17 protein-coding genes and 1 pseudogene are annotated in these 13,404 nt (G+C 66.5%); 13 read left to right on the forward strand and 5 right to left on the reverse strand.

The window, feature by feature from the left end; all coding sequences use genetic code 11:
- The first annotated feature begins 4 nt into the window (after nt 1-4).
- The 3 genes from ACH4FH_RS30760 (at nt 5) to ACH4FH_RS30770 (ending at nt 2,645) form a co-directional block, all read left to right on the forward strand.
- Nucleotides 5-868 (forward strand): helix-turn-helix domain-containing protein, encoded by an 864-nt coding sequence (locus ACH4FH_RS30760; protein WP_398559226.1) that lies wholly within the window; start codon nt 5-7, stop codon nt 866-868.
- Nucleotides 861-1,037: a DUF397 domain-containing protein gene (locus ACH4FH_RS30765; RefSeq protein WP_398559227.1), complete on the forward strand. Its 177-nt coding sequence runs from the start codon at nt 861-863 to the stop codon at nt 1,035-1,037. Before ACH4FH_RS30760 ends, ACH4FH_RS30765 begins: the two co-directional genes overlap by 8 nt.
- A gap of 708 nt (nt 1,038-1,745) precedes the next feature.
- Complete coding sequence (locus tag ACH4FH_RS30770; protein WP_398559228.1) at nt 1,746-2,645, forward strand: lipoprotein; 900 nt, start codon at nt 1,746-1,748, stop codon at nt 2,643-2,645.
- A gap of 462 nt (nt 2,646-3,107) precedes the next feature.
- Here ACH4FH_RS30770 and ACH4FH_RS30775 read toward each other — a convergent pair whose 3' ends face one another.
- Nucleotides 3,108-3,812 carry an esterase/lipase family protein gene (locus ACH4FH_RS30775; RefSeq protein ID WP_398559229.1) on the reverse strand — a complete coding sequence of 235 codons (705 nt, stop codon included), beginning with the start codon at nt 3,810-3,812 and terminating at the stop codon, nt 3,108-3,110.
- A 440-nt stretch (nt 3,813-4,252) separates the two neighbouring features.
- Here ACH4FH_RS30775 and ACH4FH_RS30780 point away from each other — a divergent pair, with 440 nt between their 5' ends.
- From ACH4FH_RS30780 to ACH4FH_RS30795, 4 genes are all read left to right on the forward strand, one after another.
- Entirely contained in the window at nt 4,253-5,167 is a 915-nt protein-coding gene (locus ACH4FH_RS30780) for an alpha/beta fold hydrolase (RefSeq protein WP_398559230.1), read from the forward strand.
- 39 nt (nt 5,168-5,206) lie between these two features.
- Nucleotides 5,207-5,944, forward strand: a complete 738-nt coding sequence (locus tag ACH4FH_RS30785; protein ID WP_398559231.1) for a MerR family transcriptional regulator — start codon at nt 5,207-5,209, stop codon at nt 5,942-5,944.
- A gap of 115 nt (nt 5,945-6,059) precedes the next feature.
- On the forward strand, nt 6,060-6,575 hold the full coding sequence (locus tag ACH4FH_RS30790) for a hypothetical protein (protein ID WP_398559232.1): 516 nt from the start codon (nt 6,060-6,062) through the stop codon (nt 6,573-6,575).
- Between the two features lie 203 nt (nt 6,576-6,778).
- Nucleotides 6,779-7,195 (forward strand): hypothetical protein, encoded by a 417-nt coding sequence (locus ACH4FH_RS30795; protein WP_398559233.1) that lies wholly within the window; start codon nt 6,779-6,781, stop codon nt 7,193-7,195.
- Nucleotides 7,196-7,223: 28 nt separating this feature from the next.
- Here the strand turns inward: ACH4FH_RS30795 and ACH4FH_RS30800 are convergent.
- Nucleotides 7,224-7,441 (reverse strand): annotated as a pseudogene (locus tag ACH4FH_RS30800) (IS110 family transposase); the annotation flags it as partial.
- 176 nt (nt 7,442-7,617) lie between these two features.
- Complete coding sequence (locus tag ACH4FH_RS30805) at nt 7,618-8,322, reverse strand: SDR family oxidoreductase (RefSeq protein WP_398559234.1); 705 nt, start codon at nt 8,320-8,322, stop codon at nt 7,618-7,620.
- A gap of 148 nt (nt 8,323-8,470) precedes the next feature.
- Between ACH4FH_RS30805 and ACH4FH_RS30810 the strand changes: the two genes are divergently transcribed.
- On the forward strand, nt 8,471-8,800 hold the full coding sequence (locus ACH4FH_RS30810) for a hypothetical protein (protein ID WP_398559235.1): 330 nt from the start codon (nt 8,471-8,473) through the stop codon (nt 8,798-8,800).
- Nucleotides 8,801-8,956: 156 nt separating this feature from the next.
- Here ACH4FH_RS30810 and ACH4FH_RS30815 read toward each other — a convergent pair whose 3' ends face one another.
- A complete protein-coding gene (locus tag ACH4FH_RS30815; protein ID WP_398559236.1) occupies nt 8,957-9,691 on the reverse strand; it encodes an SDR family NAD(P)-dependent oxidoreductase in 735 nt (244 codons plus the stop codon).
- A 41-nt stretch (nt 9,692-9,732) separates the two neighbouring features.
- Complete coding sequence (locus ACH4FH_RS30820; protein ID WP_398559237.1) at nt 9,733-10,023, reverse strand: YbaK/EbsC family protein; 291 nt, start codon at nt 10,021-10,023, stop codon at nt 9,733-9,735.
- Between the two features lie 142 nt (nt 10,024-10,165).
- Between ACH4FH_RS30820 and ACH4FH_RS30825 the strand changes: the two genes are divergently transcribed.
- The 5 genes from ACH4FH_RS30825 (at nt 10,166) to ACH4FH_RS30845 (ending at nt 13,267) form a co-directional block, all read left to right on the forward strand.
- On the forward strand, nt 10,166-10,603 hold the full coding sequence (locus tag ACH4FH_RS30825; protein ID WP_398559238.1) for a MarR family winged helix-turn-helix transcriptional regulator: 438 nt from the start codon (nt 10,166-10,168) through the stop codon (nt 10,601-10,603).
- Nucleotides 10,604-10,684: 81 nt separating this feature from the next.
- Nucleotides 10,685-11,038 (forward strand): tautomerase family protein, encoded by a 354-nt coding sequence (locus tag ACH4FH_RS30830; protein WP_398559239.1) that lies wholly within the window; start codon nt 10,685-10,687, stop codon nt 11,036-11,038.
- On the forward strand, nt 11,035-11,919 hold the full coding sequence (locus ACH4FH_RS30835; protein ID WP_398559240.1) for a fumarylacetoacetate hydrolase family protein: 885 nt from the start codon (nt 11,035-11,037) through the stop codon (nt 11,917-11,919). Before ACH4FH_RS30830 ends, ACH4FH_RS30835 begins: the two co-directional genes overlap by 4 nt.
- Before the next feature lie 71 nt (nt 11,920-11,990).
- Nucleotides 11,991-12,368 (forward strand): Rid family detoxifying hydrolase, encoded by a 378-nt coding sequence (locus ACH4FH_RS30840; protein WP_398559241.1) that lies wholly within the window; start codon nt 11,991-11,993, stop codon nt 12,366-12,368.
- A gap of 2 nt (nt 12,369-12,370) precedes the next feature.
- Nucleotides 12,371-13,267: a PhzF family phenazine biosynthesis protein gene (locus ACH4FH_RS30845; RefSeq protein WP_398559242.1), complete on the forward strand. Its 897-nt coding sequence runs from the start codon at nt 12,371-12,373 to the stop codon at nt 13,265-13,267.
- Nucleotides 13,268-13,404: the final 137 nt, after the last annotated feature.

The following is a 13,404-nucleotide window of genomic DNA, read 5'->3' on the forward strand; positions in this document are numbered from 1 at the left end:
TTTCATGAGCGACCAAGCACAAGAGAGCCGCGAGGCGTTGGGGGCCCGGCTGCGTGGATTCCGCAAGGACGCGGGGTACAGCAGCGGCCGGGCCTTCGCCGCTGCCGCAGGCTGGCAGGAATCCAAGGTCTCTCGTATCGAGAACGGCAAGCAGAACGCGAGCGAGGAGGACATCCGCGTCTGGTGCCACTCGACAGGGCACGAGGCCGACCTCCCCGACCTGGTTGCCACACTTCGCCACATCGACGAGATGTGGATGGAGTGGCGCCGGCAACTCCAGGACGGGGCAGCAAACCGGCAGAAAAGATCTCTACCGCTCTACCAGAAGACCAAGGTGTTCAGGATCTGGGAGCCCAATGTCATCTGGGGCACCATTCAGACAGCCGACTACGCCGAGGCCATCTTCGACGAGGTATCAGGCTTCCACGAAAGCCCACCTGACACGGAGGCGGCAGTGGCCAAGCGCCTCGAACGACAGAAGTACCTCTACGAGGGCAACCGGGTCTTCAACGTGCTCCTCGGCGAGCAGGCCCTCTACTCAAACCACGGCGGCTCCGAGGTCATGAGGGCGCAACTGGACCGGCTCCTGTCCGTGTTGGCGCTACCACGGCTCAGCCTAGGCATCGTGCCGCGATCCGCACCCCTCGCCCTTTGGCTCGGGCACGGCTTCTCGATGTTTGACAACAAGCTCGTCATGGTGGAGGTCCTCTCCGCAGAGATGTCCGTGACGCAGCCGAGGGAAATCGAGCTGTACCGCAAGGCATTTTCTCTCCATCGGCAGTCCGCCGTCTACGGCCAATCCGCCAGGGACCTCATCCTGACTTCCATCGATCACTTCGACCGACAGCGAAGAGGAAATCTTGACTGAAACGCCGAACTGGCACACCAGCACCTACACCAAGTCTGACAACTGCGTCGAAGTCGCCGATAGCGACCCGGTCGAGGTCAAGGTCCGGGACTCCAAGCGTCCGGCGGGTGCAATCCTGGCCTTCCCGCAGTTTGCCTGGGGCGAATTCGTGGATTTCGTCAAGCTCTGATCCGCACCCGGCATGGCCACTCTCTCGGGAGTCGACTCAGGCCCCCGCCTCATTTGCTGGAACGTCCGGCCTCGCCCACTGAGGCAGCACCGCCCCAGCAGCAGCCGAGCATGGCACGGACCGATTTCGCCCGAGTCGCTCCGCATGGCTTCGCTCAGGTACCTCAGGCCGGAACGAGCTGCGTTAGGGCCCCATGGAGGGCCACGTGCAGCGCCTGAACCCTCTTGGCGGTTCACCGTTTGCTACGACGAGCCTCGCACAGAAGACCTCCGGCCTTTCATGCACGACTGGCGCCCCCAACAGACCCACCTACTGAGCACCCACTCAACGGCTGCCAGCCGTTCAACCATGACCGGCAGTCGCCTCAATCAACGACGCCGGAACCAGACCGATCTTCGCCAAGATTCCACAAAGACAGACCTCGGGAACCCCGCCTTGCACCCCTCGCGACCTGCACGATCAGCGGAGGTGACGCCCCATCAGAACGAGCGTCAAGATGCTGCGGAGAGCGTCATTTCAGCGTCAAGAAATCGCCCGTAACGCCCACAGTGCCGCATAACGTGCACCACCAAAACCTGCAGGTCAGGCGCCCTTTGCGGCCCTCTCAAGGACCGCCACGCACTCCACGTGATGCGTCATCGAAACTAGGCCAGGCCCCCCTCTCGCTAGTTTCAGCTCCCCGTCCGCCGACTATTACCTGTCCGATGGATGACGAAAGCACGCGGCGACCAGACTGTCGGGGGCTGCCGGCGGCGCTGGAAATCGCCGCTGCCGAACCGGATCACCACCACCTGGTCCGCTATCCACTCCAGCACCACGGCGATGGCCGCGCTCATCCACGGCCTCGATCGCACGCCGGGTCTCCTCACCCCCTTGCGCCCCCAGCAGGTAGAACCTCGACTGCGACCGGAAGACCAAGTCGACGGATGCGACTCGATTTGTCGTATAAGCTGCGGCGACTTTTCAAATCTACGTGCTCAATGGTGGGGGATTTCCGGAATGCCCAAGGTGTCAGAGGCCATTGTGGGTGCGGTGGTCGCGCTGAGCATGCTCAGCGGCTGCTCGTTCAGCTGGGGCGGGGACGAGAAGAAGAAGGTCGCCGAGAAGAAGCTCGGCGACAAGGGCACAGCCTGCGAACTGCCGGTGCACTTCAAGCTCGCGACATCCTGGAAGGCGGAGGCCATCACGCAAGCGACGGTGGACCAGATGGGCCCGCTCGGACATCAGGGCCCGCTCACACCCGCCTGCGAGCTCGACGCCAACCCTGCCGGGCACATGGGCTTCCTCATCGTATGGTCCGGCACCAAAGGCGCCGCCGCTCCCGGAAGCAAAACGCATGCCCTGATGAAGAAGTTCGTCACCGCCGAGAGCTTCGAGAGCAACATCAAGTTCCGCGAGATCAAGGCCCATGGCCTGCCCGCCACCGAGGCCAGCTACAACGTCACCGACCTTTCCGCCGGCGAGATCAGGACCGAGCGCGCACTGGCCGTGATGACCAAGCACGGTGGCGTGGTCATCCATCTCGGCGGCCTCAACGCAGACGAACACAAGGCGATGCTCCCGGCGTTCGAGCTGGCGAAACGGACCCTCGGCCTGACTCCGGAGTGACGCCGCCGCGTCCCCGGAACTCGCTCTTGGCCCGGCCCCGCGGACAAGCAGCCCGAAGGGTCTGACCGAGGGCGACCGAGCCGCTCACCTGGCCTTCTGAGACGTCCATACCCAACGCCACATCGTGGCGAAAGACTCGCTCAACCGCGGACAGCCAAACCCGCTCGGCCCGGCACGTGAACCACAGTCCGCACAGAGGTCCCGGACCACTCCCCCGCGCTGGAAGCCTGTGACCATCAGCGTTCCAGCGCGGGAAGGCCGGCCGATCCGGTGCCGAGCATGATGCCGGTCGAGCGTCTCGTTCAGCGGGGCGCGAGGACCCACTGAGCCAGCGCTCCACCGGCGCTTCATCACACGACACATGGGACAGGCTCCAGGTCAATGCATTGCATCTAGGCCCTGCCCGCCAAGCCGAATGACAGGCTGAATGACAGGCCCGTCCGACAGCGTGCGCCCTTGTTTCTACGTGGGTGCCACCGTCAGCTCGCCAGGGCCACAAACAAGCCGCGACGCAACCTCAGGGTCCGTCAGGAGGTCGTTGTGCTTGAGGCAGGTGGTCTGGATGTTGGTGGCCCCGGACAGCGGGGTGCTCTGCGCGGGAACGATCTGTTCGTCGCACGCAGACCAGAACGTGGTGTAGCGCACGGGCCCTGGGCTCTCAGCACCGCTGTTGAGCTTTGAGATGACGTAGGACCCTGGAGCCATATCCCTGCATCCCTGATCAAACGCAGCGCAGAGCCAGGCAACATCTGTGCCGTGGTTCGGGCCGGCCAGGGAAACCCAATGGTCGACCGTCTGTTGCCCAGCACCGAACTTGACGTACCAGCGTGTCGGGAGGCTGCCCAGGCTGTGGGCAACGAGGTCCACTTGCTGGGCACCGGTCTTGCTCAGCACCTCTTCAACGTAGGAAGCCAATCGGCCATCGAGCACTTCGTTCGTGGACTGCGAGCTGTCGTAGCTCCAGGCGAAGAGCCTGTCCTTGGAATATCCGTGCTGCTCGAAGTAGGCGGTCAGGCCGCCCCACACTCCGGGACCGGCGTTCCGGCCGTGCACGAAGATCACCGGATTTTGCGAGCCTGCTGCCCGTGGTGGAGCAGCGGCAGCCGGTCCCGCCGATAAGACTGCGCAGGCAAGAGCCGAAAGGGCGACGACGATGATGCGACGCATGGGGCGACCTTTCGAGGGCGTGATGCGTACGGGACGTGGGAATCCTGGGCTGTCGGCGCATCGTTCAAACACAGCGCGGCTTTCGTCCGCCTCGCGGCATGACCGTGCTCACGCGCCCAGTGCAGCATCGCACCGGTCCCGCACCCAACATCCAGACCCGAGTCGGCGGCCATGACCCACGCGGCATAAACCCATCGCCGGGCGACCGTTCGGGATCCCACGGATTCAGCACGTCATACAGAGCAGCAGTACCAGCGTCCGAGTACACCCTCGACGGTATCTCCGGGCCCATATCCGACACCACCGAGCACAGCGGCAAGGCAGGCACCATCTGATCCCCGCTCCCAGGCGGCCACTTGGGGAATTGCGTGGCCCCACCCCTGGGGAAGACAGCGGCAGAGCTTAACCCTGACCCTGCGTCAGGGTTGGAGCGTTGCCGCATGACGAACAACAGCACTTCCACAACTCGGCCCGCTCCTCCGGCCGGAGGGTTCCAGACGGTCGATGGCCGCCGCGTTTTCGTGCATCGGTTGGGCAGCGGCGGGCCGGCCGTCGTGTTCCTGCCGGGCGCCAGCGCGGTCGGCCTGGACTATTTCGGTGTCCAGCAAGAGGTCTCGCAGTTCACCACCGCTGTGCTGTACGACCGCGGCGGCACGGGCTACAGCGATCCCCTCCCGCTGCCGCGCACCGCCGCCGCGGTCGCCACGGAACTGCGCGAGCTGCTGCGCGCCCAGAACATCGCCGCCCCATACCTTCTCGTGCCACACTCCCTCGGCGGCTTCTACGCGCATCGGTTCGCGCAGCTGTACCCGCAGGACGTGGCAGGTCTGGTCGCGATGGACGCCTTCCACCGCGACTGGGACGACTTCATGCCTCCGGCGGCGGGTCTGGCCGCGCTCGAGCAAATGGCACCTGAGCCGGAGCAGATGGAAGCGACGCGTCCGGCCCTGCGAGAGATGTTTGCCGAGTTGTACGCGGACTACCCGGAGCACATGCGGCAGGCACTGATCGATGCCCGGATGAGTGATGAATGGATCCGCGTCGGCATCGCCGAGCGCGGCACGTTGGCCGAACTCGCCACGGAACTTCGGGCCGGGCCCGACATTCCTGACGTCCCGGTGGTTGCTCTCACCGTGGTGGGCACCGACCCCGCCCAGCGGGCGCTGACGTCGGAGCGGACGTTGCGGGAGATGAATGACGGCAGGACGAGAATGGACGCGGCCCTGGTGAGCGCGGTCTCGCACGGGGAACAACGCATCATCTCCGACACCAGCCACCACCGGCTCTGCTTCGACCGGCCCGATGCCGTGGTCCAGGCGATCCGCGACGTCGTCGACCGGGCGGCTCGCCCATAGACTCGACACCATCACGTTTCACCAGACCAGAGGCGAACGGTGCTCACGATCAGCCAACTCGCGGCGACCGCCGGCGTGACCGTGCGCGCCGTTCGCCACTACCACCACGTCGGCCTGTTGTCCGAGCCGGAGCGCGATGCCTCCGGCTACCGCCGCTACAGCGCGCAAGCGGTGGTGAATCTCATCCGGATCAGGACCCTCGCCGACGCCGGTGTCCCGCTTGCCCGTATCGACGCGCTGCTCCATGCACAGCCGACCGAATTCGCCTCGGCCATCACCGACATCGACGCCGAATTGCTGCGCAGGATCGACCAGCTCACCGAATACCGCCGCAGAATCACTGAACTGGCCGGCGGCGAAAGGCTTGTCCTGCCCCCGGAGGTGGTCGCCATCCTGGACCGGATGCGCGGTCTCGGGGTCAGCGAACGGAGGGTACGACTCGAGCGCGACTCGTGGATCCTGATGCAGGCGCTGGATCCGGACGCCATGCCGCAGCGGATACGGGACAAGAACGCCGGCTTCGACGATGGCGAGACGACACGCCTGTATCTCGCCTGTGATCAATCAGTCGACTGGGATCCGCACGATCCGCGTCTGGACCGGCTCATCGACGACCTGGACGCATGGGAGATCGAACATGAACGGGGCAGCAGCCAGCCGGTCTTCCTGAAGCTGGTCGTTTCCCGGATCTCCGAGGCATCACCGGCGTGGCAACGGATCCTCGATGTGCTCGCCCACCGCGCCAAGCAACGCCGAACCGCCGGGCACGACAGCTGAACCCGGCACCCTGGTCACGTCCAACCGTCGATGCACGCACGTCGGCGCCGGCGTCAAAGACGCCCACTCAGCAGCCAGTGGCAGGCAGGATTGGGGAACACTTCGGGAGGTTGGTATGCAGTGGTCGGCGGTCCTCGGGTACGGCTTGGGCTACGGGCTGACGCTCAGCGTGCTGTTCACCGCGTCGGTGTTCGCCGGAGCAGCCATGAGCCCGGACTTCCTGCTGAACGACTATCCGCCCGCGATCCAGCGCCGGTACGGCAAGCCCAAGAGCGCGCGTGGCCGCCGGGTGGCAGTGCTCTTCGGCGTGTTCATCTGGGCCGTCTGCGGCCTTCCCCTGATGATCGCGGCGATGATCGGCCTCGACGGCGCGCTGGACGGCGGCCTGGAATTCCTGCCCGCCGCCCTCTGCGCGGCCCTCATCTTCGCCACGCTGACCGTCTGGGACCTGGTCGTCCTCGACTGGATCATCTTCGCCGGGCTGCGTCCCCGCCTCCTGGTGCTTCCCGGCACCGAGGGCATGGCGGAGTACCGCGACCTGCGATTCCACCTCAGCGCCGCCCTCAAGGGCAGCCCACTGATCATCGTCGTGGGCCTGCTCACGGGAGGCATCGCCACCCTGATCACCTGAAGAACACCAGGGCGCAGGGGCACGGATCGGCAGAACGAGGGGCCGGCCTGTGTGCTCCGGCGCCTCGACATCGACGGGCGACCGCCGCGAGAGGTACGGCAACGACCTCGACGCCTCGCCGAGGCCTCAAGGTTCTTCATCCAGCGTGCAGGATGCTTCGGCTGGGGCTCGATGTTCTCTGGAGGGCATGAGACTGTCTGGCTGTGCCGAAGACGAAGAGCGGGTTGCAGACGGCCCTGGCTGAGGCTTCTTCTCCTTTGTGGTCGCACCGAGCTCGTGCCGGGCGTGATCTGGCTTCCTTCGCTGATGTTCCCGAGGCTGCTGAAGCGCTTGTGGGTCTACTGCTGGATGTCGCGGACACAGCTGTGACTCGGCAGACGGCACAGGCCCTGGCCCGGGTGGGGACAGTGGCCGCGATAAGGCTCATCGCATTCGCGCTCGCCGAGGCCAACGACAGCCAGGGCGACTGGATGCAGACCGGCGTGTACGACGCGCTCGTGGGACCGGACAGTGTGCCGGACCTCGCAGTGGCCTGCGGGCAGCTCGCGCGGGATCCGGAAGCCGCGGTCCATCGGGGCGCCGCGGAGATCCTGGCGTGGGCAGGCGACACGCGATGCTGAGGATGAGTCGAACTGCCTGTTGGCCGGCTCAGGCATCAGTCACCTGAGGGCCCTGGTGTTCGTAGAAGGTGCCGCCACGGAACATGGCGAAAAGCACGCCGATGCGGTGGCAGGCGAGGCGGAGAAGTGCCTGGGTGTGGGTCTCCCGGTAGACGGGCGGCGGCCGTGGTGGGTGCTGGAAGCGGAATCGTGCAGGGCGGCGAAGGCGGAGAGGAACCTCGCCCGTTTGAGCTGCCGGTTGCCGCCGTGCAGGGAAGGCCTGAGGCGGGGATGACCTGACCCGCTGCTACGAACGGCGAATCAGGGTGATCGCCGCATTCTTCGACCTCGCGGACACGTCATCACCGTCGGCAAACTCATCCCCCGGGCACGGACGACACACCGCTGGGACGACCGCCCCAACCGACGACCGTGAATTGCGATTACACAGGCTGGCCAATCGGCCTGACGATCACCGTGTTGATGTCGACACCACTCGGCTGGCTAATGGCCCAGACGATCGTCTCAGCCAATTGCTCCGCCGACAGAAGGTCGCGGTCGGGCAGCCCGCCGGGGGCACCGTCGAAGAAGTTCGTCTTCGTCGCGCCCGGCGAGACGAGGGTGACGCCGATGCCATCAGCAGTCACCATCCTCCTGGTGTTCTCCGCGATGCCGGTTACGGCCCACTTCGTTGCGCCGTAGATGTTGCCTGGCGTGTAGACGTGGCCGGCCACGCTGCCGACGAGCACGATCCGGCCCTTGCTCTCGCGCAGTGCGGGCAGCGCGGCATTGATGAGCAACGCGGGGCCGAGGACGTTGGTCAGCACCATGTCGTCCCAGCGGGTGGGGTCACCGTCGGCCAAGTCGTCGAAGGTTGCGTAGCCCGCGTTGGCAACGACGATGTCCAGCCGGCCGAACGTCGTCACCGTCGTCGCGACCGCCGTCCGAACGGCATCATGGTCGGCCGCGCTGCCCGGGATCACCAGCAAGCTGTCCGGCTCGCCGAGCTCCGTGGCGAATCGGCGGAGCCGATCCTCGCTCCGACCGGTGATCGTCACGCGGTACCCCTGCTTCACCAGCTCCCGAGCCGTCGCGGCCCCGATCCCGCTACCGCCGCCGGTGATTAGTGCAACAGGAGAGTCAGTCATGTGCAGCCCCAAAGTATGTGTCGGGTAGTCAACTCGGAGATTGCAGCATTTGAAGTGCACTCCAAGTCAACTGCCATTGAGCGCGCTCCTGCAGGTAGCCAACCCGACTATCTGCACGACCACTTGGTCCGGAGGAGTGCAACCTTCATTGCCGACGCGATCGGACGACGGACACAGAAAGCAGGCGCGCGTCGCGGCTACCCACCACCACATCGACCGGCCGCCGCTGCCCCGCAAACACCCCCGGCCTGACTACCCGTTCTGCGCGATCATCCACGACGGCGCCCCGTCGGCGAACGTCTGCGAGCGGGCCGACGCCCTAGCGATCGTGCCCCGCAGCGGCGGCTGCACCGAGGGCCATCTCCTGGTCCAGCAATGGGGCGGCCGCTGGAACTACCTCATCTCCTGCGGCCCGGACGCCACGCAGACCGTGATGCACCTGCACGGCTACCAAGGCAGTTTTGTTTGGTCATCCTGATCCACCCACCGCGTGGACGCCACGGTCACCCAGCTGCGGGCCGACGCCTTCGACGTCCGTCGAGTGGCCGACCTCCAGACGGGTCACACCCTCATACTCGTCAGCGCTGCCCAGCGGTCGGAGTGTGCAGCAAGCCGTCACCTGGCACCGACGTTGTCAGTGAGCGGTCCAGCCTCCGTCGACCGCCAGTACGGCGCCCGTGAGGTAGGAAGCCGCTGGGCTTGCCAACAGGAGTGCAGCTCCGACGAGTTCGTCGGGCTCGGCCCAACGCCCCATAGGGACCTGGTGATCGAGGAAGTCCCTCACGTGCGGGTCGTCGTCGACGCCATCATTCAGCGGCGTGCGAAAGGGACCCGGAGCCAGCGCGTTGACGCAGATGCCGGTGCCCGCGAGCTCGACACCGAGGCTGCGGGCGAGTTGGACCACCGCACCCTTGCTGGCTGCGTAGCCTGCCCGACCTGCGCCACCGACAAGCCCGAGAGCACTGGCCAAGGTGACGATGCGGCCGTACCCAGCCTTCCGCATCACCGGAACAGCAGCCTGGCAGGCGAGGAAGGTCCCCACGACATTGACGTCCAGGCAGCGGCGCAACGTCGTGGCGTCGAGCGCCCCGAGCTCGCCTCGGGCCTGGATGCCGGCGCTGGTCACAAGCACGTCCAGACGGCCGTACTGGGTGACGATGTCCTGGACGACCTCGTGAACTGCGCCCTCATCGGTTACGTCGCAGGCCAGACCCATGGTGGTAGCGCCGGTCCGGGCGGCGATCTCAGCCGCCGCCTGCCGGCACACCTCCGGCCGCCGGCTGGCCACCACCACCGTGCATCCTGCGAACGCCAGGCCCAGCGCGATGGCTCGGCCCAGCCCGGTCGAGCCCCCAGTGACGAGTGCCACTTGCCCAGTCAGATTCATCCCCGGCCCCACGCAATCCTTGGTCATCGGCCGACGGGGAGGAGGAGCCCACCCGTGAGCTGAAGAAGTTCACTGGCAGTGGTGGAGAAGACCGTGCGGGGAGTTCCGGCAGCAGCCCATACCTGGGCGTAGTCGGTCAGGGCTTCGTCGACCACGGTGGGAAGTGCCCGGGGATGGCCGACGGAAGCCACGCCAGCGATCGCTTGCCCGATTGCCTGGCACACCTGCTCCGGGGTCGCGCGCCGGAGCTTGCCACGCCCCCAGCGGGTGGCGAGCGCCATGGTGTCCACCTTGTGCCTTTCCTGGGGCGCCATGTGGCTCCTTCATGCCGTCTCGCGCGCCATCGCGCGTCCATGTGCAGAACGTTCTGGATGCGGAACGATAGATCTCCAGGCACATCGCCGCCAAGGCGGCTCGGTCTTGCGCTAACTCAATAGGTGTAAATACACTCACTGCATGGAACCTGCCACGACGGACTGCGTGTGCACCACGCTTCGCATGACGACGCGCTGGATCGACCGTCTCTACAGTCAAGCCTTGGCAGAGGTGGGCCTGCGGCCCACGAGCTACGCGTTCCTCTCCCGACTGGCCGCCGATGGGCCCCTCATGGTGAGCCAGCTCGCCGATCGTCTGGCAATGGAACGGACCACCTGCACCCGCGAGTTGCAGCCCTTGGCCCGAGACGGGCTGGTCATGATTGAGGCGGGCGCCGACCGCCGGCAGCGCGTCGTACACATCTCACCCAAGGGCGAGGCGAAGCTGGCCGAGGGGCGGCCGCACTGGGAGGCGGTCCAGCAGCGGGTGGCGGACGCCTTCGGGAGCGAACCCACCGACGACCTGCTCGGCAGGCTCCGCGAGCTGCTCACGGAAACCCAGCAGCTGATGGCCAACTGACCTCCTGGAGGACCCATGCCCTTCGTTCGTATCTCACTCAACAGGAGAAGCGGAGACGTCGCCCGCTTGGTGGGCGACTGTGTGCACCGCGCGATGATGGAGGCGCTCGCGATCCCAGAGGGGGACCGTTTCCAGGTGGTCACCGAACACGACCCCGGGGAGATCGTGTACGACCGCTCCTTCCTCGGGATCGAGCGGACCGACGGCATCATCATGATTCAGATAACGCTCGCCGCGGGCCGCAGCCGCGAGGCCAAGACCGCGCTGTACGGGAGCATCGTCAAGCTTCTCTCGGGCGAGCTCGATGTCCGACCCGAAGATGTCTTCATCAGCCTGCTGGAAGCGCCGACGGAGAACTTCTCCTTCGGCAACGGGGAAGCGCAGTTCGCCGATCAGCTGCCGCCGCACCTGCGGCGGGTGCAGGAGGCGCCATGAGGCTCGCCACCTACCGGCACGGGAACAGCCAGCGGGTGGGGGTCGTCGCCAACGGCAGCGTCCGACCTCTCGAACGGGTCGGCACGGAGCGTCCACTCACAACGATGCTCGACGTCATCCAGGCGTTCGACCAGGTGCGCGGCCATCCGGAGACGGTCGTCGGGGGCAGCCCGATTCCGCTGTCGGGGGTGGAACTCCTCGCTCCGCTGCCGCGTCCTGCTCGCAACATCATGTGCGTCGGCAAGAACTATCGGGAGCACGCCGAGGAGTTCGACCGTAGCGGCTTCAACGCGACGGCCACCGGCACCGTCCCCGAGGCGCCGGTGGTCTTCACCAAACCGCCGGAGACCGTGACCGGCCACGGAGCCGAAATCCGGCTGCCCCGCGAGGTAACCGAAGCGCTGGACTACGAGGCGGAACTCGCCGTCGTCATCGGCCGGGGAGGCCGCGGCATCAGCCGTGAAGAGGCCCACCGGCACATCTTCGGCTACACCATCGTCAATGACGTCACGGCCAGGGACCTCCAGGCCCGGCACAGCCAGTGGTTCCTCGGCAAAGCCCTCGACTCCTCCTGTCCGATGGGGCCGTGGATCGTCACCGCCGACGAGATCGACGCCGCCGCGCTGCGCGTGCGGTGCTGGGTCAACGAGGAACTGCGCCAGGACGCCGACACCAGCGATCTCGTCTTCGACATTTCCACCCTCGTCGAGACCATTTCGGCGGGCACCACGCTGCTGCCCGGCGACGTGATCGCGACCGGGACCCCGGCCGGCGTCGGCGCGGGGTTCTCCCCTCCCCGGTTTCTGACCGGCGGCGACATCGTCCGCATCGAGATCTCCGGCATCGGGACGCTGACCAACCCCGTCGTCGAGACCGAGTAGCAGAGCAGCGCAGCACCCGCGCGGGCCGGGCGGGTCCGCGACCACACCCACACCTTCAGTCAGGAGCAGAAATGACCCGTGAAGAGATCACCACCGCGGAGATCGCGAAGCCGGTGGGGCCGTTCTCGGCCGCCGTCCGCGCGGACCATCTCACCTTCGTCAGCGGGCAGGTGGCCCAGGACCCGGCCACGGGCGCACTGATCGACGGCGACGTGTCAGCGCAGACCGAGCAGGTCTTTCGCAACGTGTCCGCGGTCCTCAAGGCCGCCGGAAAGACGCTCGACGACGTGGTGCGCGTGGGCGTCTATCTGACCGACATGGCAGACTTCGCCGCGGTGAACGCCGTGTACGCGCAGATGTTCAGCGCGCCTTACCCGGCGCGTACGGCCATCGGCGTCGCGGCGCTCCCGCTCGGCGCCGCCGTCGAAGTCGACGTTATCGTCCACTGACCATGGAGTACGGGTTCGTCCTCGCCGACGTCTTCACGGAACAGCCCTTCGGCGGAAACCAGTTGGCGGTCTTTCCGGATGCACGGGGGTTGTCCGGAACGGACATGCAGGCCCTGGCCAAGGAGTTCAACTTCTCCGAGACGGCCTTTGTCTGCCCGCTCGCGGACCCCGACACCCACCGGCTGCGGATCTTCACCCCACACATGGAACTGCCATTCGCCGGCCACCCGACCATAGGTACCGCGTCCGTGCTCGCCGCCGGCGGGCACGGACGCCGTCAGATGGACGAAGGGAGAATGACATTCGTAGAGGTCATAGGTCCTGTCACCGTGGACGTCCACAGCACCTTCAGCCGAATGGCCGTGATGGCTCCCTTCGAGGCCCCCTCTCACCGCCCCCCGTTGCAGACGATCGCCGAGGCGCTGTCCCTGACCGGGGAGGACCTACTGGAGTGCTGGTACGGCGGGGCCGGACTGCAGTTCTGCTACGTGCGTCTGGCGTCCGCCGACGCTGTTGACCGCGCCGTCCTGGACAAGGCCGTCTGGGCAGCCGATCTCGCCGACGGCTGGTCGCCACACCTGTACGTCTTTGCCGGAGAATTTCACAGCGGCAGCACCCTGTACGCACGGGCGTTCGTTCCCGCTGTCGGGGTCGACGAGGACCCCGCTACCGGCTCCGCTGGCGCCGGGCTGATCGGAAGTCTGACCCAACGGTCGGCCCTGCCCGACGGCGAGCACACGCTCAGCATCCGGCAGGGGTCCCGCATGGGGCGTCCAAGTCTGATCGAGGCAGGCGCTCGCACAGAGGGAGGCCGCCTCGTCGGCATCAGCGTCGGAGGCTTCACCACAATCGTCGGCAAGGGCACGATCACAGTGCCGAACCGCCGCGCAGGGGTGTGACCCGATGCAGTGCAGGTCAGGAGCATCTCTCGCGTTGACGATCACGCCTCGGACGGCCGGCCCGGCGCAAGCCCTGGCGAAAGGCGCACGAGCCGTGCCGCTCAGGTACGGGAGGTCTGCGACGACGACTGCCATCG

It is taken from the genome of Streptomyces sp. NPDC017993 (genome assembly GCF_044328065.1).
Taxonomy (GTDB): domain Bacteria; phylum Actinomycetota; class Actinomycetes; order Streptomycetales; family Streptomycetaceae; genus Streptomyces.

Bases quoted from the DNA above. Each gene is read 5' to 3' on its own strand.
- ACH4FH_RS30845 (WP_398559242.1), top strand. From the start codon at position 12,371: ATGGAGTACGGGTTCGTCCTCGCCGACGTCTTCACGGAACAGCCCTTC.
- ACH4FH_RS30770 (WP_398559228.1), top strand. From the start codon at position 1,746: ATGACGAAAGCACGCGGCGACCAGACTGTCGGGGGCTGCCGGCGGCGC.
- ACH4FH_RS30760 (WP_398559226.1), top strand. From the start codon at position 5: ATGAGCGACCAAGCACAAGAGAGCCGCGAGGCGTTGGGGGCCCGGCTG.
- ACH4FH_RS30820 (WP_398559237.1), bottom strand. From the start codon at position 10,023: ATGGCGCCCCAGGAAAGGCACAAGGTGGACACCATGGCGCTCGCCACC.
- ACH4FH_RS30790 (WP_398559232.1), top strand. From the start codon at position 6,060: ATGCAGTGGTCGGCGGTCCTCGGGTACGGCTTGGGCTACGGGCTGACG.
- ACH4FH_RS30840 (WP_398559241.1), top strand. From the start codon at position 11,991: ATGACCCGTGAAGAGATCACCACCGCGGAGATCGCGAAGCCGGTGGGG.
- ACH4FH_RS30825 (WP_398559238.1), top strand. From the start codon at position 10,166: ATGGAACCTGCCACGACGGACTGCGTGTGCACCACGCTTCGCATGACG.
- ACH4FH_RS30805 (WP_398559234.1), bottom strand. From the start codon at position 8,322: ATGACTGACTCTCCTGTTGCACTAATCACCGGCGGCGGTAGCGGGATC.
- ACH4FH_RS30835 (WP_398559240.1), top strand. From the start codon at position 11,035: ATGAGGCTCGCCACCTACCGGCACGGGAACAGCCAGCGGGTGGGGGTC.
- ACH4FH_RS30780 (WP_398559230.1), top strand. From the start codon at position 4,253: ATGACGAACAACAGCACTTCCACAACTCGGCCCGCTCCTCCGGCCGGA.
- ACH4FH_RS30775 (WP_398559229.1), bottom strand. From the start codon at position 3,812: ATGCGTCGCATCATCGTCGTCGCCCTTTCGGCTCTTGCCTGCGCAGTC.